18 protein-coding genes and 1 tRNA gene are annotated in these 23,394 nt (G+C 62.8%); 4 read left to right on the plus strand and 15 right to left on the minus strand.

Features of this window, described 5'->3' with window-relative positions; all coding sequences use genetic code 11:
- Positions 1-59: 59 nt before the first annotated feature.
- The 4 genes from tuf to rpsL all read right to left on the minus strand — a co-directional run bounded on the left by tuf (position 60) and on the right by rpsL (position 4,451).
- Positions 60-1,250: an elongation factor Tu gene (gene tuf / locus G6N77_RS12275; protein WP_165182459.1), complete on the minus strand. Its 1,191-nt coding sequence runs from the start codon at positions 1,248-1,250 to the stop codon at positions 60-62.
- Between the two features lie 163 nt (positions 1,251-1,413).
- On the minus strand, positions 1,414-3,528 hold the full coding sequence (gene fusA / locus G6N77_RS12280; protein WP_165182460.1) for an elongation factor G: 2,115 nt from the start codon (positions 3,526-3,528) through the stop codon (positions 1,414-1,416).
- Positions 3,529-3,604: 76 nt separating this feature from the next.
- Positions 3,605-4,075: a 30S ribosomal protein S7 gene (rpsG, locus tag G6N77_RS12285; protein ID WP_165182461.1), complete on the minus strand. Its 471-nt coding sequence runs from the start codon at positions 4,073-4,075 to the stop codon at positions 3,605-3,607.
- A gap of 1 nt (position 4,076) precedes the next feature.
- Positions 4,077-4,451, minus strand: coding sequence for a 30S ribosomal protein S12 (gene rpsL, locus G6N77_RS12290; protein ID WP_038464715.1), 375 nt, complete (start codon positions 4,449-4,451; stop codon positions 4,077-4,079).
- Between the two features lie 412 nt (positions 4,452-4,863).
- Between rpsL and G6N77_RS12295 the strand changes: the two genes are divergently transcribed.
- The gene (locus G6N77_RS12295) at positions 4,864-5,856 is read left to right on the plus strand and encodes a patatin-like phospholipase family protein (RefSeq protein ID WP_165182462.1); all 993 of its coding nucleotides are present in this window, start codon (positions 4,864-4,866) and stop codon (positions 5,854-5,856) included.
- Positions 5,857-5,928: 72 nt separating this feature from the next.
- Here G6N77_RS12295 and G6N77_RS12300 read toward each other — a convergent pair whose 3' ends face one another.
- Positions 5,929-9,831, minus strand: a complete 3,903-nt coding sequence (locus tag G6N77_RS12300) for a DNA-directed RNA polymerase subunit beta' (protein WP_165182463.1) — start codon at positions 9,829-9,831, stop codon at positions 5,929-5,931.
- A 106-nt stretch (positions 9,832-9,937) separates the two neighbouring features.
- Entirely contained in the window at positions 9,938-13,456 is a 3,519-nt protein-coding gene (gene rpoB, locus G6N77_RS12305) for a DNA-directed RNA polymerase subunit beta (protein WP_165182464.1), read from the minus strand.
- Positions 13,457-13,907: 451 nt separating this feature from the next.
- Between rpoB and G6N77_RS12310 the strand changes: the two genes are divergently transcribed.
- Positions 13,908-15,107: an acetyl-CoA C-acetyltransferase gene (locus G6N77_RS12310; protein ID WP_165182465.1), complete on the plus strand. Its 1,200-nt coding sequence runs from the start codon at positions 13,908-13,910 to the stop codon at positions 15,105-15,107.
- A complete protein-coding gene (locus G6N77_RS12315) occupies positions 15,104-15,583 on the plus strand; it encodes an aminoacyl-tRNA deacylase (protein WP_165182466.1) in 480 nt (159 codons plus the stop codon). Before G6N77_RS12310 ends, G6N77_RS12315 begins: the two co-directional genes overlap by 4 nt.
- Positions 15,584-15,883: 300 nt before the next feature.
- Here the strand turns inward: G6N77_RS12315 and rplL are convergent, their stop codons facing one another.
- The 9 genes from rplL to G6N77_RS12360 all read right to left on the minus strand — a co-directional run bounded on the left by rplL (position 15,884) and on the right by G6N77_RS12360 (position 21,900).
- Positions 15,884-16,261 (minus strand): 50S ribosomal protein L7/L12, encoded by a 378-nt coding sequence (gene rplL, locus G6N77_RS12320; RefSeq protein ID WP_165182467.1) that lies wholly within the window; start codon positions 16,259-16,261, stop codon positions 15,884-15,886.
- A gap of 103 nt (positions 16,262-16,364) precedes the next feature.
- Positions 16,365-16,946, minus strand: coding sequence for a 50S ribosomal protein L10 (rplJ, locus tag G6N77_RS12325; RefSeq protein ID WP_165182468.1), 582 nt, complete (start codon positions 16,944-16,946; stop codon positions 16,365-16,367).
- Positions 16,947-17,299: 353 nt separating this feature from the next.
- Entirely contained in the window at positions 17,300-18,373 is a 1,074-nt protein-coding gene (locus G6N77_RS12330) for a GNAT family N-acetyltransferase (protein WP_165182469.1), read from the minus strand.
- Positions 18,374-18,397: 24 nt separating this feature from the next.
- On the minus strand, positions 18,398-18,943 hold the full coding sequence (locus tag G6N77_RS12335) for a GNAT family N-acetyltransferase (protein ID WP_165182470.1): 546 nt from the start codon (positions 18,941-18,943) through the stop codon (positions 18,398-18,400).
- 113 nt (positions 18,944-19,056) lie between these two features.
- Positions 19,057-19,764 carry a 50S ribosomal protein L1 gene (gene rplA, locus G6N77_RS12340; RefSeq protein ID WP_165182471.1) on the minus strand — a complete coding sequence of 236 codons (708 nt, stop codon included), beginning with the start codon at positions 19,762-19,764 and terminating at the stop codon, positions 19,057-19,059.
- A 165-nt stretch (positions 19,765-19,929) separates the two neighbouring features.
- Complete coding sequence (gene rplK, locus G6N77_RS12345; protein ID WP_165182472.1) at positions 19,930-20,361, minus strand: 50S ribosomal protein L11; 432 nt, start codon at positions 20,359-20,361, stop codon at positions 19,930-19,932.
- A gap of 127 nt (positions 20,362-20,488) precedes the next feature.
- Complete coding sequence (nusG, locus tag G6N77_RS12350) at positions 20,489-21,304, minus strand: transcription termination/antitermination protein NusG (RefSeq protein ID WP_165182473.1); 816 nt, start codon at positions 21,302-21,304, stop codon at positions 20,489-20,491.
- An 89-nt stretch (positions 21,305-21,393) separates the two neighbouring features.
- Complete coding sequence (gene secE / locus G6N77_RS12355; protein WP_165182474.1) at positions 21,394-21,687, minus strand: preprotein translocase subunit SecE; 294 nt, start codon at positions 21,685-21,687, stop codon at positions 21,394-21,396.
- Between the two features lie 140 nt (positions 21,688-21,827).
- Positions 21,828-21,900: transfer RNA gene (locus G6N77_RS12360), tRNA-Trp, on the minus strand.
- Positions 21,901-22,154: 254 nt separating this feature from the next.
- Here G6N77_RS12360 and G6N77_RS12365 point away from each other — a divergent pair.
- Positions 22,155-23,390, plus strand: coding sequence for a pyridoxal phosphate-dependent aminotransferase (locus G6N77_RS12365; RefSeq protein WP_165182475.1), 1,236 nt, complete (start codon positions 22,155-22,157; stop codon positions 23,388-23,390).
- Positions 23,391-23,394: the final 4 nt, after the last annotated feature.

A 23,394-nucleotide genomic window follows, 5' to 3' on the forward strand; every position in this document is an offset into this window, starting at 1 on the left:
AAGGAAGGCCCCCGGCCGAAGCCGGGGACCTTCCCTTGGTTGATCCCAGTAGTCAGATGCTACTTGATGATCTTGGTAACGCGACCTGAACCAACGGTGCGGCCACCTTCGCGGATGGCGAAGCCGAGGCCTTCTTCCATGGCGATGGGCTGGATCAGCTCAACGGTCATTTCGGTGTTGTCGCCAGGCATGACCATTTCCGTGCCCTCAGGCAGGGTGATAACGCCGGTAACATCCGTGGTGCGGAAGTAGAACTGCGGGCGGTAGTTGGAGTAGAACGGGTTGTGACGCCCACCCTCATCCTTGGCCAGGATGTAGACGTTGCCTTCGAAGTTCGTGTGCGGGGTGATGGAACCCGGCTTCACGATGACCTGGCCGCGCTCTACGTCTTCGCGCTTGATGCCGCGGAGCAGCAAGCCACAGTTCTCGCCGGCCCAAGCCTCGTCGAGCTGCTTGTGGAACATTTCGATACCGGTAACCGTGGTCTTCTGGACCGGACGGATGCCGACGATCTCAATTTCGGAGTTGATCTTGAGGGTTCCACGCTCGGCGCGGCCCGTAACAACGGTGCCACGGCCGGTGATCGTGAAGACATCTTCAACGGGCATCAGGAACGGCTTGTCCTTGTCGCGGATCGGGTCCGGAACGTGGTTGTCCACTGCGTCCATCAGGTCCTCAACGGACTTGACCCACTTGGGGTCGCCTTCCAGTGCCTTCAGCCCGGAGACGCGGACAACCGGAGCCTCATCGCCGTCGAAGCCCTGTGAGGAGAGGAGCTCGCGAACTTCCATTTCGACCAGGTCGAGGAGTTCTTCGTCGTCAACCATGTCGGACTTGTTGAGTGCAACCAGAAGGTAGGGAACGCCAACCTGGCGAGCAAGCAGAACGTGCTCGCGGGTCTGGGCCATGGGGCCGTCAGTCGCAGCAACCACCAGGATTGCGCCGTCCATCTGCGCAGCACCGGTGATCATGTTCTTGATGTAGTCAGCGTGTCCGGGGGCGTCTACGTGTGCGTAGTGGCGCTTCTCGGTCTGGTACTCAACGTGAGAGATGTTGATCGTGATGCCGCGCTGCTTCTCCTCGGGGGCCGAGTCGATGGAGCTGAAATCACGCTGCTCGTTGAGTGTGGGGTACTTGTCGTACAGTACCTTGGAAATGGCAGCCGTCAACGTGGTCTTACCATGGTCAACGTGACCGATGGTGCCGATGTTAACGTGCGGCTTAGTCCGCTCGAACTTTGCCTTCGCCACGGGTTCCTCCTAGAACGTTTTCAGTTGACATACTCTCAGCGGCGCTTTTCGCCGCCGAAATCGAAAGTAAGTCTACTGGGGGCTTTTGATATTTAAGAAATTACTGCCTGCGCGGGGTCCGTCTCAGCATAAAGTGCCGAACGGACCCCGTGCAAAAGTGCGGTTATTCGCCGCGGGCCTTCTGGATGATCTCGTCGGCTACAGCCTTCGGGACCTCAGAGTAGCTGTCGAACTTCATCGAGTACACGGCACGACCCTGGGTCTTGGACCGCAGGTCACCGATGTAACCGAACATGCCGGACAAGGGAACAAGGGCCTTGATGACCTTGACACCGCTTGCGTCCTCCATGGACTGCATCTGGCCGCGACGGGAGTTGATGTCACCGATAACTTCACCCATGTATTCCTCAGGGGTGCGGACTTCAACTTCCATCAACGGTTCGAGCAGAACCGGGTTGGCCAGGCGGGCGGCTTCCTTGAACGCCATGCGACCGGCGATCTTGAAGGCCATTTCCGAAGAGTCAACATCGTGGGACGCGCCGTCAAGCAGCGTGGCCTTGATGCCAACCATCGGGTAGCCGGCCAGCACGCCGTCAGGCAGTGCGGACTGGACGCCCTGGTCAACGCTGGGGATGTATTCACGGGGAACACGGCCACCGGTGACCTTGTTGACAAACTCGTACATTGCGCCTTCGGCAGTATCCAGGGGCTCAATGGCGATCTGGATCTTGGCGAACTGACCTGAACCACCGGTCTGCTTCTTGTGCGTGTAGTCATGCTTGGCAACGGCACGCTTGATGGTTTCGCGGTACGCGACCTGCGGCTTGCCAACGTTGGCTTCAACATTGAATTCGCGACGCATGCGGTCCACCAGAATATCCAGGTGGAGCTCACCCATGCCGCCAATTTCGGTCTGGCCGGTGTCCTCGTTGAGGTTGACGGTGAACGTCGGGTCCTCAGCGGAGAGCTTCTGGATGGCCGTGGACAGCTTCTCCTGGTCACCCTTGGTCTTCGGCTCGATGGCGACGAAGATCACGGGCTCGGGGAAGGTCATCGACTCGAGCACGATCGGGTTCGCCGGATCGCACAGGGTGTCACCGGTGGTGGTGTCCTTGAGGCCGATCACCGCGTAGATGTGACCTGCGTGGATCTCGTCAACCGGCATTTCCTTGTTGGCGTGCATCTGGAAGAGCTTGCCGATGCGCTCCTTCTTCTGCTTCGTGGAGTTCAGCAGCTGCGTACCGGAGGTTACCCGACCGGAGTACACGCGGATGAAGTTCAACTGGCCGAAGAACGGGTGCGTTGCGATCTTGAAGGCAAGAGCCGAGAACGGCTCCGTCTCGTTCGGTTCGCGCTTGATCTCGATGGACTCGTCGCGGGGGTCGTGACCGACCATGGCGCCAACGTCCAAGGGGTTCGGCAGGTAGTCGATGACAGCATCGAGCATCGGCTGAACACCGCGGTTCTTGAATGCAGAACCACAGAACACCGGGTAGATCTCGGAGTTGACGGTCAGGTGGCGGATGCCGGCCTTCAGTTCCTCAATGGAAGGCTCGATGCCCTCGAGGTACTTTTCCATCAGTTCTTCGGAGGACTCGGCTGCAGCCTCAACGAGGGCAGCGCGGTACTCTTCAGCCTTCTCCTGCAGATCCGCGGGGATCTCCTGGACTTCGTAGGCGGCACCCATGGTGACGTCGCCCTTGGAGTCGCCGGCCCAGACGAATGCCTTCATCGTCAGCAGGTCGACAACGCCAATGAACTCGCTCTCGACACCGATCGGCAGCTGCATGACCAAGGGCTTGGCACCCAAGCGGTTGATGATGGTGTCAACGGTGAAGTAGAAGTCGGCACCGAGCTTGTCCATCTTGTTGACGAAGCAGATGCGCGGAACGTTGTACTTGTCGGCCTGGCGCCAAACAGTCTCGGACTGCGGCTCCACGCCTTCCTTGCCGTCAAAGACAGCAACGGCGCCGTCGAGAACACGCAGGGAGCGCTCAACTTCCACCGTGAAGTCAACGTGGCCAGGGGTGTCAATGATGTTGATCTGGTTCTTGTTCCAGAAGCAGGTCACGGCGGCAGACGTGATGGTGATGCCGCGTTCCTTTTCCTGTTCCATCCAGTCGGTCGTCGAAGCACCGTCGTGGGTTTCGCCGATCTTGTGGTTCACACCCGTGTAAAACAGGATGCGCTCGGTCGTCGTCGTCTTGCCGGCATCAATGTGGGCCATGATGCCGATGTTGCGGACCTTGTTAAGGTCGGTAAGCACGTCCTGTGCCACGTTCTCTCCCTTTTCTAGAGATGAGCTAGCAGGTCTCCGGGCGGTTTGTAGCCGCCGGAAACCCCGAAGGCTCTAGTTACCAGCGGTAATGGGCGAAGGCCTTGTTGGACTCGGCCATCTTGTGGGTGTCTTCGCGACGCTTGACAGCAGCACCAAGGCCGTTGGAGGCATCCAGAACTTCGTTGCGCAGGCGCTCGGTCATGGTCTTTTCGCGGCGGGCCTTTGAGTAGCCAACCAGCCAGCGAAGGGCCAGGGCGGTCTGGCGGCCGGGCTTGACCTCAACCGGAACCTGGTAAGTGGCGCCACCAACACGGCGGGACTTGACCTCAAGGCTCGGCTTGATGTTCTCCATGGCCTTCTTCAAGGCAACCACGGGATCAGCACCGGTCTTCTCACGCACACCTTCGAGGGCACCGTAGACGATGCGCTCTGCAGTGGACTTCTTGCCGTCAATCAGGACCTTGTTGATCAGCTGGGTGACCAACGGGGAGCCGTATACGGGATCTACAACTAGCGGCCGCTTGGGGGCCGGACCCTTGCGAGGCATATTACTTCTTCTCCATCTTTGCACCGTAGCGGCTGCGGGCCTGCTTGCGGTTCTTGACGCCCTGGGTATCCAATGCGCCGCGGACGATCTTGTAACGAACACCGGGAAGGTCCTTGACACGGCCTCCGCGGACGAGCACGATGGAGTGCTCCTGAAGGTTGTGGCCTACACCGGGGATGTAGGCGGTAACTTCAACGCCGCCGTTGAGGCGCACGCGGGCAACCTTGCGCAGTGCCGAGTTCGGCTTCTTCGGGGTGGTGGTGTAAACGCGCGTGCAGACGCCGCGACGCATGGGGCTGCCCTTCAATGCGGGAGCCTTGGTCTTGGTGACCTTGGGTGTCCGGCCCTTTCGGACCAGCTGGTTAATCGTAGGCACTTTCGTGTTCTCCGTTGTTTTCTCGAGAGTCTTCTCGTGTTGCCTGTCCTGCCAAACGCAAAAACGCATTCACCGGGAAAAGCTGTTTACTGGTAGTCGCAGACTTGGCGACTTCACAGCGCCTAGGCATGCAAAAATGTGGCATTCGCTGTACAAGAACCGTACAACCCGGACCCGCGAACCGCATCCCCTGGACAACCATGGGAAACGGGCGCTCTTATCCACTGCCACACTAACAATTACCACTACGTTACCACGCCTTGGGCACGGCCCTGAAATCCGGGGATGCTGAAGCCTTGACAGGGCCGCCAGGTGCGCGCAATCTCAAAGGTACTCCACGCCGCACCTTGGCCGGTCTCCCACCTGCAGCACCCCCATGTGGAGCGGACAACAGGCGAATGGCAGGTGCGTCATGGCAGATGCAGATTTGGTTCTTGAGGGCGGCGGAGTCAAGGGGTCCGGGCTGGTGGGCGCGGTGTCGGCCCTGGCCGAACACACCGATCCCTACTCGATTCACCGGGTGGCCGGCACCTCCGCCGGCGCCATCGTGGCGGGCCTGTTGGCCTCCGGCATGTCCGTTGCCCAGGTCAAGGCAGTCATGGACGGCCTTGACTTTGCCCGCTTTGAGGACGAGTCGGGATTCCTGGCCCACCTGCCCGGCCTGGGCGAATCCGCCGGGCTGCTGTTCCACGAGGGGCTGTTCACCGGCGGCTTCCTGCACGACTGGATCTCGGAGACACTGGCCGGGCAGGGCGTCTATACCTGGGCCGACCTGAAGGAAGATGACCCCGGCAGCGCCCTTCCGCCGGCACACCGCTACAAGCTGGTGGTCATTGTCTCCGATGTTTCCCGCGGCCTCATGCTGCGCCTTCCGTGGGACTATGAGGAATTGCTGGGCCTTGACCCCGACAAGACTTCCGTGGCGGACGCCATCCGGGCCTCGGCCTCCATTCCGTTCTTCTTCCGGCCCTGGAAAATGCCGGCCAACACCTCCGTGACCGGGCACGACCACATAGTCTGTGCCGACGGCGGACTGCTCTCCAACTTCCCCATGGCCATCTTCGACAGGCATGACGGCCGCCCGTCCCGCTGGCCCACACTCGGCGTCAAGCTGTCCGGGCAGACAAGCATCCGCACCGAGGACTGGGCACCGGACAACAGCAACATCCAGCTGGCCAAGTCGCTGCTGAGCACCATGATGGGCGCCCACGACCGCGGCTACGTCAACGACCCGCAAGCGGTCGCCCGGACCATCTTCGTCGACACCACCAACTACCGGGCCACCGACTTCCACCTGACCCCGGCAGACAAGGAAGCCATGTTCACAACAGGGCTGGCCAGCGGACAAAAGTTCCTGTCTTCCTGGGACTGGGAGGCGTGGAAGGCAGGCAGCTACGCCCGGTAGCCCCCGGGCTTAAAGCACGACGGCGGTGACCCACCTTTCACAGGTGACTCACCGCCGTCGAACTTTCAGGTGTTAGCCGGAGAAGTTGGTGCCGAGATCGTAGTCATCCAACGGGATGGCGCGGAACTCCGCCCCAAGGTCTCCCACGCCGCCCACGTAGTCAAAGTCGCTGAACGCGCTCGGACCGGTGAACAGGTTGGCCTTGGCCTCTTCGGTCGGCTCCACCGTGACGTTGGTGTAGCGCGGCAGACCCGTACCAGCCGGGATCAGCTTACCGATGATGACGTTCTCCTTCAGGCCCAGCAGCGGGTCCGACTTGCCTTCCATGGCCGCCTGCGTCAGGACGCGGGTGGTTTCCTGGAAGGAAGCGGCAGAGAGCCAGGACTCGGTGGCGAGCGAGGCCTTGGTGATACCCATGAGCTCGTTGCGCCCCGATGCCGGCTTCTTGCCCTCGGACACGACGCGACGGTTTTCCGTCTCGAAGCGGCCGCGCTCGGCGAGCTCGCCGGGCAGCAGGTTGGAGTCGCCGGACTCGATGACCGTGACGCGGCGCAGCATCTGGCGGACGATGACTTCCACGTGCTTGTCGTGGATGCCCACGCCCTGGCTGCGGTACACGCCCTGGACTTCCTCCACGAGGTGCTTCTGGGCAGCTCGCGGGCCGAGGATGCGCAGCACCTGCTTCGGGTCGACAGCGCCGACGATCAGCTTCTGGCCAACCACCACGTGCTCGCCGTCTGCAACCAGCAGGCGGGCACGGCGCAGGACCGGGTAGGCGATCTCTTCGGTGCCGTCGTCCGGGGTCAGGATCAGTCGCATGGTGCGTTCGGACTCATCAATGTTGATGCGTCCGGCAGCCTCCGCGATCGGGGCCACACCCTTGGGGGTGCGGGCCTCGAAGAGCTCCTGGATACGGGGCAGGCCCTGGGTGATGTCCTCGCCACGGCTGGCCGAAACAGCACCACCGGTGTGGAAGGTACGCATGGTCAGCTGCGTGCCGGGCTCACCAATGGACTGTGCGGCGATGATGCCCACGGCCTCACCAATGTCGACCGTCTTGCCGGTGGCCAGCGAACGGCCGTAGCACAGTGCACAGGTTCCCACCGTGGACTCACACGTGAGCACGGAGCGGACCTTGATGTCGGCAATGCCCGCCGCGAACAGCTTCGCAATGAGGACGTCCCCGACGTCGTCGCCCGCCGTGGCCAGCACAGTGCCGCTCGCGTCAACGACGTCGGCAGCCAAGGTGCGCGCGTACACGCTGTTCTCGACTTCCTCGTGCAGCTTGATCTCGCCATCTTCGGTCACAACCGCGATGGGCAGGGTCAGGCCGCGCTCGGTGCCACAGTCGTCTTCACGAACAATGACATCCTGCGAAACGTCCACCAGGCGGCGGGTCAGGTAACCCGAGTTGGCCGTACGGAGGGCCGTATCGGCCAGACCCTTGCGGGCACCGTGCGTGGCGATGAAGTATTCCAAGACCGACAGGCCCTCACGGTAGGAGGACTTGATCGGGCGGGGGATAATTTCACCCTTCGGGTTTGCCACCAGGCCGCGGATACCGGCAATCTGGCGAACCTGCATCCAGTTACCACGGGCGCCGGAGGAAACCATCCGGTTAATGGTGTTGGACGCGGCGAAGGACGCACGCATTGCCTCGGCGATTTCGTTCGTTGCCTGGTTCCAGATGTCAATCAGGTCCTGGCGGCGTTCCTCATCGGCGATGAGGCCCTTGTCGAACTGGGCCTGCACCTTGGCAGCCTTGACTTCGTATCCTTCCAGGATGGCCGGCTTCGACTCGGGCACCTTGATGTCCGAGATGGCAACGGTGATCCCTGATCGGGTTGCCCAGTAGAAACCGGCATCCTTCAGGTTGTCCAGCGTTGCCGCCACGACCACCTTGGGGTAGCGCTCGGCGAGGTCGTTGACGATCTCGGAGAGCTGGCCCTTATCGGCAACCTTCTCAACCCACGGGTAGTCGGCAGGCAGGGTCTCGTTGAAGATGACCTGGCCCAGCGAGGTGGCAACGATGGCCGGCTGGCCGGGCTCCCATCCCTCCGGTGCTTCCCATTCCGCGTTTGGCACAAAGTTCGTCAGGCGGATCTTGACCTGCGAGTTCAAGTGCAGCTGGCCGGCGTCGTGCGCCATGATGGCCTCGGCGGGGGTCGAGAAGACCCTGCCTTCGCCCGCCGAACCCACACGCTTGGTGGTCAGGTGGTACAGGCCGATGATCATATCCTGCGAGGGCAGGGTGACCGGGCGGCCATCCGACGGCTTCAGGATGTTGTTGCTGGACAGCATCAGGATGCGTGCCTCAGCCTGGGCCTCGGGGCTCAGCGGCAGGTGCACTGCCATCTGGTCACCGTCGAAGTCAGCGTTGAAGGCGCCACAAACCAGCGGGTGAAGCTGGATGGCCTTGCCTTCAACAAGCTGCGGCTCGAACGCCTGGATGCCCAGGCGGTGCAGGGTTGGTGCACGGTTGAGCAGCACCGGGTGCTCGGTGATGATCTCTTCGAGCACATCCCACACCTGGGGGCGGAAACGCTCCACCATCCGCTTGGCGCTCTTGATGTTCTGCGCGTGGTTCAAGTCAACCAGGCGCTTCATCACGAAGGGCTTGAAGAGCTCCAGCGCCATCTGCTTGGGCAGACCACACTGGTGCAGCTTCAGCTGCGGGCCAACAACAATGACCGAACGGCCGGAGTAGTCAACGCGCTTGCCGAGGAGGTTCTGGCGGAAACGCCCCTGCTTGCCCTTGAGCATGTCGGAGAGCGACTTCAGCGGGCGGTTGCCGGGCCCGGTGACCGGACGGCCGCGGCGGCCGTTGTCGAACAGCGAGTCAACGGCTTCCTGAAGCATCCGCTTCTCGTTGTTGACAATGATCTCCGGGGCACCCAGGTCAAGCAGGCGCTTGAGACGGTTGTTGCGGTTGATCACGCGGCGGTACAGGTCGTTCAAGTCCGACGTCGCAAAGCGGCCGCCGTCGAGCTGCACCATGGGGCGCAGTTCCGGCGGGATCACCGGAACGGCATCCAGCACCATGCCCAGGGGGCTGTTGTTGGTGGTCAGGAACGCGTTGACAACCTTCAGGCGCTTGAGGGCACGCGTCTTGCGCTGGCCCTTGCCGTTCTGGATGATGTCGCGCAGGATCTCGGCTTCGCCGGCCATGTCAAAGGTCTCGAGGCGCTTCTTGATGGCCTCGGCACCCATGGAGCCTTCGAAGAACATGCCGTAGCGGTCACGCAGTTCGCGGTACAGCGCTTCGTCGCCTTCGAGGTCGGCAACCTTCAGGCCCTTGAAACGGTCCCAAACCTGCTCGAGGCGGTCGATGTCGGCATCCGCGCGCTTGCGCACATTGGCCATCTGGCGGTCCGCGGAGTCGCGGGCCTTCTTCTTCTCGGCAGCCTTGGCGCCTTCACCTTCCAGGCGCTGCAATTCGCTCTCAAGGTCGCGGGCGATCGTGGCAATGTCGGAGTCGCGCGTGTCGACCATGCGCTTCTTCTCCAGGTCATGCTCGGTCTGGAGGTTCGGCAATTCGGCGTGGCGTGCCTCGTCGTCGACGCTGGTGATCATGTAGGCGGCGAAGTAAATGACCTTTTCGAGGTCCTTCGGCGCCAGGTCCAGCAGGTAGCCCAGTCGTGACGGGACGCCCTTGAAGTACCAGATGTGCGTGACGGGGGCGGCCAGCTCAATGTGGCCCATGCGCTCGCGGCGCACCTTGGCGCGGGTGACTTCAACACCACAGCGCTCACAAATGATGCCCTTGAAGCGCACGCGCTTGTACTTGCCGCAGTAGCATTCCCAGTCGCGGGACGGGCCAAAGATCTTCTCGCAGAAGAGGCCGTCCTTCTCGGGCTTGAGCGTGCGGTAGTTGATGGTTTCCGGCTTCTTGACTTCGCCGTGCGACCAATCGCGGATGTCTTCCGCGGTGGCCAGGCCGATCTGCATGAGGCCGAAGGAGGATTCGCTGGACATATGGGTCCTGTTCTCTCTAATTCTCTAAAGTCTGAATGTCTGTGTCGGGTACGGGAGGAAGTGAAGGTTCGACGGCGGCGCAGCTCGCTGCCGCCGTCGAGCCTTACTAAACTTCTTCGACAGAGTTCGGCTCGGCCCGTGACAGGTCGATGCCCAGCTCCTCCGCGGCCCGGAAGACTTCTTCATCCGAGTCACGCATTTCAATCGTGGTGCCGTCGGTGGAAAGGACTTCCACGTTCAGGCACAGCGACTGCATTTCCTTGATGAGCACCTTGAAGGACTCCGGAATGCCCGGCTCCGGGATGTTCTCGCCCTTGACAATGGCCTCGTACACCTTGACGCGGCCGTGGATGTCATCAGACTTGATCGTGAGCAGTTCCTGCAGCGTGTACGCCGCGCCGTAGGCCTCCAAGGCCCACACTTCCATTTCACCGAAGCGCTGTCCGCCGAACTGCGCCTTACCGCCCAGGGGCTGCTGGGTGATCATGGAGTAGGGGCCGGTGGAACGGGCGTGGATCTTGTCGTCCACCAGGTGGTGGAGTTTCAGGATGTACATGTAGCCCACAGAAACCGGGTCCGGGAACGGCTCGCCGGAGCGGCCGTCAAACAGGAGGGTCTTGCCGGAGGCATCCACCAGGCGCACACCGTCGCGGGTGACGTTGGTGGAGTCCAGCAGGCCGGTGATCTCCGTGTCGCGGGCGCCGTCGAACACCGGGGTGGCAACCTTGGTCTGGCCGATCTCGCGCGGCAGGTTGGGCAGCTTCTGCACCCAGTCCGGCTCGCCTTCGATCTTCCAGCCGTTCTTGGCGGCCCAGCCCAGGTGGATCTCCAGGACCTGTCCGACGTTCATGCGGCCGGGAACACCCAGGGGGTTCAGGACGATGTCGACGGGCGTGCCGTCGGCAAGGAAGGGCATGTCCTCGATCGGCAGGATCTTGGAGATGACACCCTTGTTGCCGTGGCGGCCGGCAAGCTTGTCACCGTCGGTGATCTTGCGCTTGTTGGCCACGTAGACGCGGACCAGCTGGTTCACTCCGGGAGGCAGGTCGTCGTCGGAGTCGCGGTCAAAGACGCGCACCCCGATGACTGTGCCGGACTCGCCGTGGGGAACCTTCAGCGAGGTGTCGCGGACTTCGCGGCTCTTCTCGCCGAAGATGGCACGCAGCAGGCGCTCTTCCGGGGTCAGTTCGGTTTCGCCCTTCGGGGTGACCTTCCCAACCAGGATGTCGCCGGCTTCAACCTCGGCACCAATGTGGATGATGCCGCGCTCGTCCAGGCCGGCCAGGATTTCCTCGGAAACGTTCGGGATGTCCCGGGTGATTTCCTCGGCACCAAGCTTGGTGTCGCGGGCGTCGATCTCGTGCTCTTCAATGTGGATGGAGGAAAGCACGTCTTCGGCAACAATGCGCTGCGACAGGATGATGGCATCCTCGTAGTTGTGCCCTTCCCACGACATGAAGGCGACCAGGAGGTTCTTGCCCAGGGCGAGCTCGCCCATGTCCGTTGCGGGACCGTCGGCGATGATGCCGCCAACTTCCAGGCGCTGGCCCTCGGAGGCCAGGACTCGCTGGTTGTAGGCCGTGCCCTGGTTGGAGCGCTGGTACTTGGCGATCGGGTAGTTGGTTTCCGTGCCGTCGTCGTTCAACATCACAACGATGTCGGCGGAGACCTCGGAGACCACACCGGCCTTCTTGGCGATGACCACGTCACCGGCGTCAACTGCCGTGGCGCGCTCCATGCCGGTGCCCACGAAGGGGGCTTCGGACTGGACCAGCGGCACGGCCTGGCGCTGCATGTTCGCACCCATGAGGGCGCGGTTGGCGTCGTCGTGCTCCAGGAACGGGATCAGGGCCGTGGCCACCGACACCATCTGGCGCGGGGAGACGTCCATGTACTCGACCTCGTCGGCCGGGATCAGCACGGGCTCGCCGCCACCGCCACGCTGGCGGACCAGGACGGATTCCTCGGTGAAGTGGTTGTCGTCGTCCAGCGGCGCGTTGGCCTGGGCGATGACAACATCAACCTCGTCGTCGGCCGTCAGGTAGTCCACCTGGTCGGTGACGATGCCGTCCTTGACGCGGCGGTAGGGGGTTTCGATGAAACCGAAGGGGTTGATGCGCCCGTAGGAAGCCAGCGAACCGATCAAACCAATGTTCGGGCCTTCAGGGGTTTCAATGGGGCACATGCGGCCGTAGTGCGACGGGTGGACGTCACGGACTTCCATGCCGGCACGGTCGCGGGACAAACCGCCCGGGCCCAGCGCGGACAGGCGGCGCTTGTGCGTCAGGCCGGCCAGCGGGTTGTTCTGGTCCATGAACTGCGACAGCTGCGACGTTCCGAAGAACTCCTTGATCGCGGCGACAACCGGGCGGATGTTGATCAGCGTCTGGGGCGTGATGGCCTCAACATCCTGGGTGGTCATGCGCTCGCGCACCACGCGCTCCATGCGGGACAGGCCCGTGCGGACCTGGTTCTCGATGAGCTCGCCCACCGCGCGGATGCGGCGGTTGCCGAAGTGGTCGATGTCGTCGACGTCAACGCGCAGGTCAACTTCGGCGCCGTCGCGCTTGCCCTTGGTGGTCTTGCCGCCGGCGTGCAGGGTCACCAGGTACTTGATCATGGCGACGATGTCATCCACGCTCAGCACGGAGGCGTCCGGGCTGCTCAGGGGCAGGTCGATGCCGAGCTTGCGGTTGATCTTGTAACGGCCAACCTTGGCCAGGTCGTAGCGCTTGGCGTTGAAGTACAGGTTGTGCAGCAGTGCGTCTGCAGCGTCAACGGTGGGCGGCTCGCCCGGGCGCAGCTTGCGGTAGATGTCCAGGAGCGCGTCCTCGCGGCCGGTGGTGGCATCCTTTTCCAGCGTGGCACGGATGGAGTCGAACTCGCCGAACTCCTCCAGGATCTGGCCTTCGGTCCAGCCAAGAGCCTTCAGCAGCACGGTGACGGACTGCTTGCGCTTGCGGTCAAGGCGCACGCCGACCTGGTCGCGCTTGTCAATCTCCAGCTCAAACCAGGCACCACGTGAAGGGATGATCTTGGCGGTGAAGATTTCCTTGTCGCTGGTCTTGTCTGCGGTGCGCTCAAAGTATGCGCCCGGGGAACGGACCAGCTGGGACACAACAACACGCTCGGTGCCGTTGATGACGAAGGTGCCCTTGTCGGTCATGAGCGGGAAATCGCCCATGAACACGGTCTGCTGCTTGATTTCACCCGTGAGGTTGTTCATGAATTCAGCCTTGACATACAGGGGGGCGGCGTACGTGGCGTCGCGGTCCTTGCATTCGTCAACGGTGAACTTGGGGTCGGCGAACTCCGGTTCCGTGAAGGACAGGGACATGGTGCCCTGGAAGTCCTCAATCGGGGAGATCTCTTCGAAGATGTCAGCCAATCCGGAGGTTACGGCCACACTGTCATCGCCGGCATCAACGGCTGTCTGCATGCGGTCCTGCCAGCGCCCGTTGCCGACGAGCCAGTCAAAGCTCTCGGTCTGGAGTGCAAGCAGATTCGGCACGTCAAGCGGCTCGTGAATCTTTGCGAATGAGAGGCGACTCTTAGCACCGTCCGTGCTGTTTGAATCGATAGCGGTTGCAGCGTTATTTACATTAGAGGTGCTCGAGGCGACCAAGAGGGATCCTTCCACAGACCTGCAGGCTTGTTCTTGTGAACCCTCACCCGATTCGCCGCTTGGTCATCAAACCAAGGCGAACGCTGGTCAAGAAGTTGCAAAAACACCCATCATGGGAGTTGAATCTACCCAAGATGCGCGTTGTTCCAACTCTTGTCCTAAGCAAAGCCCACCGCTATATGAAGGCTGAAGGTTAAGAGGGATACGCAAAGAACTACACTACAGGCAAAGTGCCCCACGTGTCTACCCCACTGCGGGCAAATGCGCAACTATGAATGTTCCGCGGCCCACAGCGGGGACGCCCAACGCCAAATTATTGGGTCCCATATTTCGACCGCGCACCCCTGATGTCGCGGAATTTTCCCCGCCTCCCCTACTGTTAGATTCAATAGGGACCCGGTGAGCCGGTCGACGATGACCGACCCGGATGATGTGTAAGGAGCATCCTCGCATGACGACACAGGCAAATGACGTGGTAATTCTCGCAGGCGCGCGCACCCCGCAGGGGCGCCTCAACGGGCAGCTGGCGGGCTTCACCGCCGTCGAACTTGGTGCTAAGGCCATTGCCGCGGCAGTGGAGCGGTCCGGGCTCAGTCCGCAGGATGTCAACTATGTTGTCATGGGCCACGTGCTCCAGGCCGGGGCAGGCCAAAACCCGGCACGCCAGAGTGCAGTCGGCGCCGGAATCGGTTGGAACGTGCCGGCCGTGACCATCAACAAGGTGTGCCTCTCGGGGCTGACGGCCATCATCGACGGGGCCCGCATGATCCGCTCCGGCGATGCCGACGTGGTGGTGGCCGGCGGCCAGGAATCCATGACACGGGCCCCGCACATTCTTCCCGGTTCGCGCCAAGGCTGGAGCTACGGGGCCGTCCAGGCACTCGATGTGGCCGCGCACGACGGCCTTACGGACGCGTTCGACGGCGAATCCATGGGGCTCTCCACGGAACGCGGCAACATCAGGCTGAACATTACCCGCGCCGCGCAGGACGAGGTGGCCGCAGCGTCCCACCAACGCGCCGCGGCCGCACAGGAAGCCGGCGTATTCGATCGCGAAATTGTCCCGGTCACCGTGCCCCAGCGCAAGGGGGATCCGCTGGTCCTTACCCGCGACGAAGGCATCCGGGCAGCCACCACGGTGGAAACCCTCGCCCCGCTCCGGCCCGCATTCACGGCCGACGGCGCCATCACGGCGGGCAACTCCTCCCCCTTGTCCGACGGCGCCTGCGCGGTGGTCCTCTCCACCCGGGCCTACGCCGACGAACACGGACTTGAATGGCTCGCCGTGGTGGGGACACCCGGCCAGGTGGCGGGGCCGGACAACTCCCTGCACTCGCAGCCTTCGCACGCCATCCAGAGCGCCCTGGACAGGGCCGGCTGGACCACCGAGGACCTGGACTTCATTGAGGTCAATGAGGCATTTGCCTCCGTGGCCGTGCAGTCCCTCCGCGACCTCGACTTCCCGCTGGAGAAGTGCAACATCCACGGCGGAGCCATTGCGCTGGGCCACCCGATCGGCACCTCCGGCGCACGCCTGGCCCTGCACGCCGCGTTTGAGCTGGCCCGCCGCGGCTCCGGCAAGGCAGCCGTCTCCCTGTGCGGCGGCGGTGGCCAGGGAGAGGCACTCCTGCTGTTCCGGGACGCGGAGTGAGCGAAGTGCTTCAGGGCCATGCCCGCGTTTCGGCGGATGCCGCCGGGCGCGGGCTGGCCGTGGAAATCTTTGCCCGCCCGGCAGCAAATTCGCTGGCTGAAGCCGCCTCCCTGATGGGCGTCACGCCCGGGGACATAGTCAAGTCCTTGGTGGTCAAGCGCAGTGACAACACGTTCCTCTTTGCCCTGGTCCCCGGCGGCCGGTCCATTTCCTGGCCCAAGCTGCGCCATGCCGTGGGCGTGAACAAGCTGCAAATGCCCCCTGCAGACATTGCCCTGGCGGCCACAGGCTATGAGCGCGGCACCATCACGCCGCTTGGGAGCACCACCGCGTGGCCCGTGTTCGTCGATGAATCAGTGGTTGGACGCAGGGTGGCCATGGGGGCCGGCGAAAACGGCTACAGCATGTTCGTCGAAGCAGACGCCCTCATCGCAGCGTTCGGCGCCACCGTGGCGGACATCTCCGTCCCCGAATAGGACGCTCCCTCACCTTTCGCGGCCCTCTGCCCGACGCTTCCTCACCTTTCGCGGTGTTTCCGGCGGCGCTCCCTCCCGGTCGGTGTTTGCCCGCCGGTCGCCACGCAAGGCAGTGATGGAGCGTTTCGAAAAAACACCGCGAAAGGTGATCGAGCGTCGGGGAGATATGGCCATAAAGTGAGGGAGCATCGGGGGAAAGACCGCGAAAAGTGAGGGAGCGTCGCTTGGCGGGGGTGGGCGTACACGCGAAGGGGCCCCGCACCTTGTCGGTGCGGGGCCCCTTCGTGGAATGCGAGGTGATTACTTGAGGGTAACCGTGGCGCCGGCAGCTTCGAGGGCTTCCTTGGCCTTCTCGGCAGCTTCCTTGGTTGCACCTTCGAGGACAGCCTTCGGAGCGGAGTCAACGACGTCCTTGGCTTCCTTCAGTCCGAGGGACGTGAGGGCGCGAACTTCCTTGATCACTGCAATCTTCTTGTCGCCAGCGGCTTCAAGGATGACATCGAATTCGGTCTGCTCGTCTTCAGACTCAGCAGCGCCGCCACCGGCGGGGCCGGCAACTGCAACAGCGGCAGCGGTAACTTCAAAGGTCTCTTCGAAGAGCTTGACGAACTCGGAGAGCTCGATGATGGTCAGTTCCTTGAAAGCTGCAATGAGCTCGTCGTTGGTGAGCTTAGCCATGGGTGGCGCTCCTTCTGTGTACGTGGCCCGGAGGGCCGAATCTATAAACCTAAGTCCTCATGGATTTAGGGAAAAACTAGAGGGGACGAATCCCCCATGAGGACTAGGCCTCGGTGGTCTCGGCGGCCGGTGCCTCTTCGGCAGCGGCAGCTTCAGGGGCCGGAGCCTCTTCGACAGCGGCAGGCGCTTCCTCGACGGGGGCGCCTTCGGCCAGCTTGACACGCAGGGCCTCGATGGTGCGCGCGACGGCGGCCATCGGAGCCTTGAGGATGCCGGCGACCTTGGCCAGCTGCAGTTCGCGAGACTCAAGGGCGGCCAGTGCGGCTACCTCAGAAGCGTCGAGAGCCTTGCCTTCGAAGATGCCGGTCTTGATGATCAGCGCCTTGTTGGCTTTTGCAAAATCCGTCAGGCTCTTCGCTGCAGCTACAGCATCACCCTTGATGAAAGCAATGGCGGTGGGGCCGCTCAGCTGACCCTCGAAGGCGTCAACACCCGCTTCCTTGGCCGCGATGGCTGTCAGGGTGTTCTTGACGACCGAGAACTTGGTGTCCTGGCCGAGAGAAACGCGCAGCTCCTTGAGCTGGGCAACGGTGAGCCCACGGTATTCGGTTAGGACTGCTGCAGTGGAATCATTGAAATCTTGAGTGATTTCCTTGACCGCAGCCACCTTTGTTGGCGTTGCCATAACCCTCCTTCCGGGAATTGGTGCCGGTCCCTGCAGGTCCCGTCCCACGCTCCACGGGGAAGCTGGCGGGACAAACAAAACGCCCCGCACAGATGTACGGGGCGTTTCACGGCGGGTCAACCGGCATTCACCGGGGTCTACACCATTTAAGCTTTGTGCACCTGCGCTGGCCGTCCTGAACAGGACTTTCGGATGGAAACTTTCCCTGGTTCCGCGTTGCGCGGCACATGGTGCACCTGCATTGCGGGGGTGATTTCCATCGACCGACGGTCTTTGGTTCCTTAAGAATACAAGAGAGGTCCGGGTGACGCCAAATCGAAGCCGGGAACCCGCGGCCAGGCGGGGGCAGATTGCTACAGCGCTGCCGCGAAATCCTTCTGCCACTGCCCCGTAATGCCCGCCGCGGCAAATCCCAGCTTGGCGTTCACCGCCAGCATGTACGCATTGTCCGCAGCGTTCCACGTGTACACCGTGCGGGACTGCGGGAATTCACGCGCCAGCCGTTCCATGTTGGCCACCTTGATCCGCAGGCCCAACTCCTGCCCCCGGTGTTCCTCTGCCAGCACGGTGTCGTCCTGGAACACCACGTCCTCCCGGTACCCCAGCACCGAAATGGAGGTAAACCCCACCAGAGACCCGGTGGCCACGCACTCGGCGGCACTCACCAGGGTGTGCCGCCCCGTCTGAAGTGACAATTCCTCTGATTCCCGCAGCCGCGCCACATCCCAGGTGTTCCCGCCCTCCGGGTCCTGGCCACGCTCCAGCCGCACCACGTCGGCGGCCCACCGGTCCGGGCAGTGGTCCGTCCACCCATGGACGTCGTACTTGCCCGCTTGGGCGGCCTTCGCGCCATCGGAGAGCTCCTGTGCCCTGACCGGGTTCAGGGGCAGGGCGCAGCTGCTGAACTGCTCCACCTGCTCAAGCTGGTAGCCTGCGCTGAAGGCAAACCGCGCTTCCCTGCTGCTCAGGGGCAGCGAACCGGCGCCGTTTGCTGCGGGCACGGCGTCCTCGCCCCCGGCGGCAGCGTCCGCAGCCGAATGGTTGGTTTCCACAACCACAATGTGCCGGTTTTCCCCCTGCACAAACGTTTCGGCCGCCTCCAGCAGCTTCCTGCCAATGCCATGGCCTTGCGCCGATGGCAGCACATCCAGCGTGACATGGGCCAGTTCCGTGTCGTCGTCCAGGGGCATGGCGACGCCGGCCCTGCCCACGATCTCCCCGCCGAGGCGGGCCACCAACATCACATACCATTCGTACGGGTCGTGGCAGAGCGCCAGCATCTCCGCACCGGTATAGGCCAGGTCGTCATTGCCCCAGGTGTTTAGGCGGACCTGGCGGGAGACGTCCACGGCGCGCAGGAAGTCCGCGGCACCGTCACCGTCGAGCGTCTCGGGCACCCGCAGTTGTTCGATCTGGACATCGTTCATTTCCCTGTACTCCTGAGACTTGCGTTATGCGGGCCGGACCATGACAAAATCATGCTCCACCCTGTTCCCCAGCCGAAAGCTTCGCTCCCCGGCAACGGCAAAGCCGTGCTTTTCATAGAATTTCCTGGCCCGGGCATTCTCATCATTGACGCCGAGCCACACCTGTGCGGAACCCCGCGACCGCGCCCACCCAAGGCTTTCCGCCATGAGCTGCGCGGTGATGCCCGCTCCATGGACATCGGGGTGTGCATAGCATTTGCTCAGTTCCACCCCGGAAGGGCTGCCCACAACAGCCGCCACGTCCGCGTCCTGCGGCGGTGCATCCACCAGCATTGTGTACGCGAGCAACTGGGACCCTCCGCCAGGCTGCGCGTCCTCGGCCACAAAAACCACGCGTTGGGAGTCGGACAAGTAGCCGTCGAAGGAGTCCTCGCCCAGCTTGTCCACGATGAAGGCGGCAACGTCCTCCGCCCGGCTGTCGGGCGGGCAGGCCAACGGGAAAGTCACCGCAGCCAGGCCGGCCAGCGCCGCCGCATCCTCACGAGTGGCCTCCCTGATGGTGACGGTCATATGTCATGCTCCCAAGATTGCTTGTGCGTGCCTGCCTGTGACTTAACCATACAAAAAATGGGGGCCGGTGTAGCGAATAGCTAGACCGGCCCCCATGTTCCAAAGCCTGTGGCTTAGGCGTCGGTGAGTACCTTTGTTGCTGCGGGGTCGACCGAGATGCCGGGGCCGAACGTCGTGGTGACGGTGGCCTTCTGCAGGTAGCGGCCCTTGGAAGCGGACGGCTTCAGGCGAAGCACCTCTTCCAGAGCTGCCGCGTAGTTCTCCGCCAGCTTGACGGCGTCGAAGGACACCTTGCCGATGATGAAGTGAAGGTTGGAGTGCTTGTCGACGCGGAAGTCGATCTTGCCGCCCTTGATGTCATTGACAGCCTTGGCGACGTCGTTGGTCACCGTGCCGGTCTTCGGGTTCGGCATGAGGTTGCGGGGGCCAAGAATCTTGCCCAGGCGACCCACCTTGCCCATGAGGTCCGGGGTTGCCACTGCTGAGTCGAAGTCGGTCCAGCCGCCCTGGATCTTTTCGATCAGTTCGTCCGTGCCCACGAAGTCGGCGCCGGCTGCAATAGCAGCCTCGGCGCGCTCGCCCGTTGCGAAAACGAGGACGCGGGCCGTCTTGCCGGTGCCGTGGGGCAGGTTGACCGTGCCGCGGATCATCTGGTCGGCCTTGCGGGGGTCAACGCCCAGGCGGAACGCGACCTCAACGGTGGCGTCGAACTTGGAGGGGTTGGTCTCCTTGGCGAGCTTGATGGCCTCGAACGGTGCGTAAACCTTTTCCGCATCGATCTTGGCTTCGGCTGCCTTATATGCTTTGCTGCGCTTTGCCATGCTGCTTGTTTCTCCTTGTGCAGTTGTGGTCGTTTGGACCGCGCGGGCCCTGCCACGTACGTCCGCCTCCAGGCACCCAAGGGGAGACTGGCCGGCGTCGTTCTTTATGTTTTTGGTGATGCTGTGTGGCGGTCGCGACAAGCCCGACCACCGGATGCCGGGGCTTTAGGCCTCGACGGTGATGCCCATGGAGCGGGCGGTGCCGGCGATGATCTTCTCAGCGCCTTCGATGCTCGTGGCGTTGAGGTCAACCAGCTTCTGGGTGGCGATCTCGGTGACCTGTGCCTTGGTCAGCTGGGCAACCTTGACGGTGTGCGGAGTGGCTGAACCCTTGGCGACGCCTGCAGCCTTTTTGATGAGCTCTGCAGCCGGCGGGGTCTTGGTGACGAACGTGAAGGAACGGTCTTCGTAAACCGTGATTTCAACGGGGATGACGTTTCCGCGCTGGGATTCCGTGGCAGCGTTGTACGCCTTGCAGAATTCCATGATGTTGACACCGTGCTGGCCAAGCGCGGGACCGATTGGCGGGGCCGGGTTGGCGGCGCCTGCCTGGATCTGCAGCTTGATAAGGCCGGTGACCTTTTTCTTGGGAGCCAATGTAGGGTCCTTCTCTCAATATCTGTCCTGGACGACGGAGCGCGTCCAAGGTGGGTGGCCGGATGGCGTCCGGCCGAACGCCCCGCGGGAACTAAGCAAGCCCCCGCGAAGCGAAACTTAGGGGCAACTAGATCTTGGTGACCTGGTTGAAGGCGAGTGTGACGGGGGTCTCGCGCTCGAAGATGGATACCAGCACCACCAGCTGCTGGGATTCGGGCTTGATCTCCGAAATGGTGGCGGAGAGGGTCTCGAACGGGCCGTCCTTGACGATGACGGCCTCGCCGACCTCGAAGTCGATTTCGGCATCCAGCGGATCGTGGCGCAGCGGGACGCCGGTCACTTCGGCCTGCTGCTCCTCGAAGATCGGGGCCAGCATGGAGAAGACCTCGTCCAGGCGCAGCGGCACGGGGTTGTGGGCGTTGCCGACAAAGCCGGTGACGCCGGGGGTGTGGCGGACCACGCCCCAGGAGGCATCCGTCAAGTCCATGCGGACCAGCACGTAGCCGGGAATGCGAACGCGGTTCACAACCTTGCGCTGGGCGTTCTTGATCTCCACGACTTCTTCCATGGGGACCTGGACTTCGAAGATGAAATCTTCCATGTTCAGCGACAGGCTGCGGGATTCAAGGTTGACCTTGACGCGGTTTTCGTAGCCGGCGTAGGAGTGGATGACGTACCAGTCACCCTCCTGGCGGCGCAGCTTGGCCTTGAATTCCTCGGCCGGGTCCACCTCGGGCTCGGCAGGCACGACGGCGGCGTCAGCTTCCGCTGCTTCGTCGCCTTCCGCCGTGGCCGGCTCGGCGTCGACCACGGTGGCCGGCTCGGTTTCAACCGCTGCTGCGTCAGCCTCGGGGGCATCAAGGTCGGCACTGATTGCAGCATCAGCAACCACAGTGTCCTGCTCCGGCTCACTGTAGTTAGCCTCGGGCTCCTGCTCAGACACGAATTTCCTGCTTTCCTTGTGCGTTTCTTAAATGGCTCAAACCGACCCCTTGTCGAAAATCGCTTTCGGGGCCGGCCAAAGTCGAGCGTTTACTGCTCAGTGGATACGTGGCCGCCAAAGACCCAAAGCACGGCCTTGCCGAAGCCAAAGTCCAGGACGGTGACGATTCCCATCACAATGACCACGAATACCAGCACGACGGCGGTCATGTTGATCAACTCCTGGCGAGTGGGCGTGACGACCTTTTTCATCTCGCCAATGACCTGGCGAAGGAAGGTGGCTATGCGGCCAAAGAATCCTGGCCCACCTGACTTGCCGGTCTTCTTGGCAGGGCGGCCCTCGGAGCGGCTTGCCGCAGATTCGGTCACCAGTGCCTCACTCATCGTTTGTTGGAAAACACCCGGGTCCGGATCTCGGACCCCGTCTTGTGCAACTTATTCGCTAGACGGAGATGGGTTTGGCCCACGAATCCACAAGTAATTCACTTGCACTTCACAAGGACCAAACCCGCTGCGCCTAAACGCAGGGCAGACAGGACTCGAACCTGCAACCTGCGGTTTTGGAGACCGCTGCGCTACCAATTGCGCCACTACCCTTTGGAGCCCTGGGGGCCCCATGACGCCGAACGCCATGAATAACTTACCGTCTTGAACACCCGTTTTCCAAACCGGCACCGGTTGTTCCATCCGGTTCAAGGCGTGCACCATCATGGTGTTTTAGCACCAGTTCTCCATTCTACGCATTCTTCAGTGGCTACGTCGAACCGGGCACCCGATGCGCCTAAAGTAGAAGACGAAGTCGAAGTGACCCGAATGCACTGCAAGGCTCACCCTGAGAAGAAAGTACCCTGATGTCTGCCGAACTGACAGCTGACCATGGCGCCGGGCGCCGCATCTCCGCCCGCATCGCCGCCATTGCCGAATCCGCCACTCTGGCCGTCGACGCCAAGGCCAAGGCCCTGAAGGCGGCCGGGCGCCCCGTGATTGGATTTGGTGCCGGTGAGCCGGACTTCCCCACCCCCGACTACATAGTGGAGGCGGCAATTGCCGCAGCCCGACAGCCCAAGTACCACCGCTACTCCCCCGCAGCGGGCCTGCCGGAGCTCAAGGCCGCCATCGTGGCCAAGACGCTGCGGGATTCGGGCTACTCCGCCGAGCCCGCCCAGGTGGTGGTCACCAATGGCGGCAAGCAGGCCGTCTACGAGTCTTTCGCCACCTTGCTCGATCCGGGTGATGAGGTCATCATCCCCACCCCGTACTGGACCACCTATCCGGAGGCGATCCGGCTGGCCGGCGGCGTTCCCGTTGAGGTGTTTGCCGGACCGGAACAGGGCTACCTGGTGACCGTGGACCAGCTTGAAGCCGCGGTGACGCCCCGCAGCAAGGTGCTGCTGTTTGTGTCCCCGTCCAATCCGACCGGCGCCGTGTACTCCGCCGAGCAAACGCGGGAGATCGGGCTGTGGGCCGCGTCGAAGGGCCTGTGGGTCATCACGGACGAAATCTACGAGCACCTGACCTACGACGGCGTCCCCTTCACTTCGATTGCCACGGCCGCCCCGGAGCTGGGTGACAAGGTGGTGATCCTCAACGGCGTGGCCAAGACGTATGCCATGACCGGCTGGCGCGTGGGCTGGATGATCGCCCCGGCGGATGTGGCCAAGGCTGCCACGAACATGCAGTCCCACGCCACGTCCAACGTGGCCAACGTTTCCCAGATGGCCGCCCTGGCCGCCGTATCCGGGCCGCTGACGGCCGTGGAGGAAATGAAGGTGGCCTTCGATCGCCGCCGCAAGGCCATGGTGCAGGCGCTGAATGCGATCGACGGCGTGCAATGCCCCACGCCCCACGGCGCGTTTTATGCCTATGCCGATGTTCGGGGCCTGCTGGGACGCGAGATCGGCGGCATCCGCCCCGCCACGTCGGCGGAGCTGGCTGCCCTCATCCTGGACAAGGCCGAAGTGGCCGTGGTTCCGGGCGAGGCGTTCGGCCCCAGCGGCTACCTGCGCCTGTCCTACGCCCTCGGCGACGACGACCTCGCCACGGGCGTGGGCCGCCTGCAGGAGTTCCTGGGCACCGCAAAGGCCTGACGGG

Source organism: Arthrobacter silviterrae (assembly GCF_011045165.1).
In the GTDB taxonomy this organism is placed as follows: Bacteria; Actinomycetota; Actinomycetes; order Actinomycetales; family Micrococcaceae; genus Specibacter; species Specibacter silviterrae.

What these genes read in the sequence shown, in the direction of transcription:
- rpsG (WP_165182461.1), bottom strand. Translation starts at nt 4,075, where the DNA reads ATGCCTCGCAAGGGTCCGGCCCCCAAGCGGCCGCTAGTTGTAGATCCC.
- G6N77_RS12295 (WP_165182462.1), top strand. Translation starts at nt 4,864, where the DNA reads ATGGCAGATGCAGATTTGGTTCTTGAGGGCGGCGGAGTCAAGGGGTCC.
- G6N77_RS12300 (WP_165182463.1), bottom strand. Translation starts at nt 9,831, where the DNA reads ATGTCCAGCGAATCCTCCTTCGGCCTCATGCAGATCGGCCTGGCCACC.
- G6N77_RS12310 (WP_165182465.1), top strand. Translation starts at nt 13,908, where the DNA reads ATGACGACACAGGCAAATGACGTGGTAATTCTCGCAGGCGCGCGCACC.
- rplL (WP_165182467.1), bottom strand. Translation starts at nt 16,261, where the DNA reads ATGGCTAAGCTCACCAACGACGAGCTCATTGCAGCTTTCAAGGAACTG.
- rplJ (WP_165182468.1), bottom strand. Translation starts at nt 16,946, where the DNA reads ATGGCAACGCCAACAAAGGTGGCTGCGGTCAAGGAAATCACTCAAGAT.
- G6N77_RS12330 (WP_165182469.1), bottom strand. Translation starts at nt 18,373, where the DNA reads ATGAACGATGTCCAGATCGAACAACTGCGGGTGCCCGAGACGCTCGAC.
- G6N77_RS12335 (WP_165182470.1), bottom strand. Translation starts at nt 18,943, where the DNA reads ATGACCGTCACCATCAGGGAGGCCACTCGTGAGGATGCGGCGGCGCTG.
- rplA (WP_165182471.1), bottom strand. Translation starts at nt 19,764, where the DNA reads ATGGCAAAGCGCAGCAAAGCATATAAGGCAGCCGAAGCCAAGATCGAT.
- secE (WP_165182474.1), bottom strand. Translation starts at nt 21,687, where the DNA reads ATGAGTGAGGCACTGGTGACCGAATCTGCGGCAAGCCGCTCCGAGGGC.
- G6N77_RS12365 (WP_165182475.1), top strand. Translation starts at nt 22,155, where the DNA reads ATGTCTGCCGAACTGACAGCTGACCATGGCGCCGGGCGCCGCATCTCC.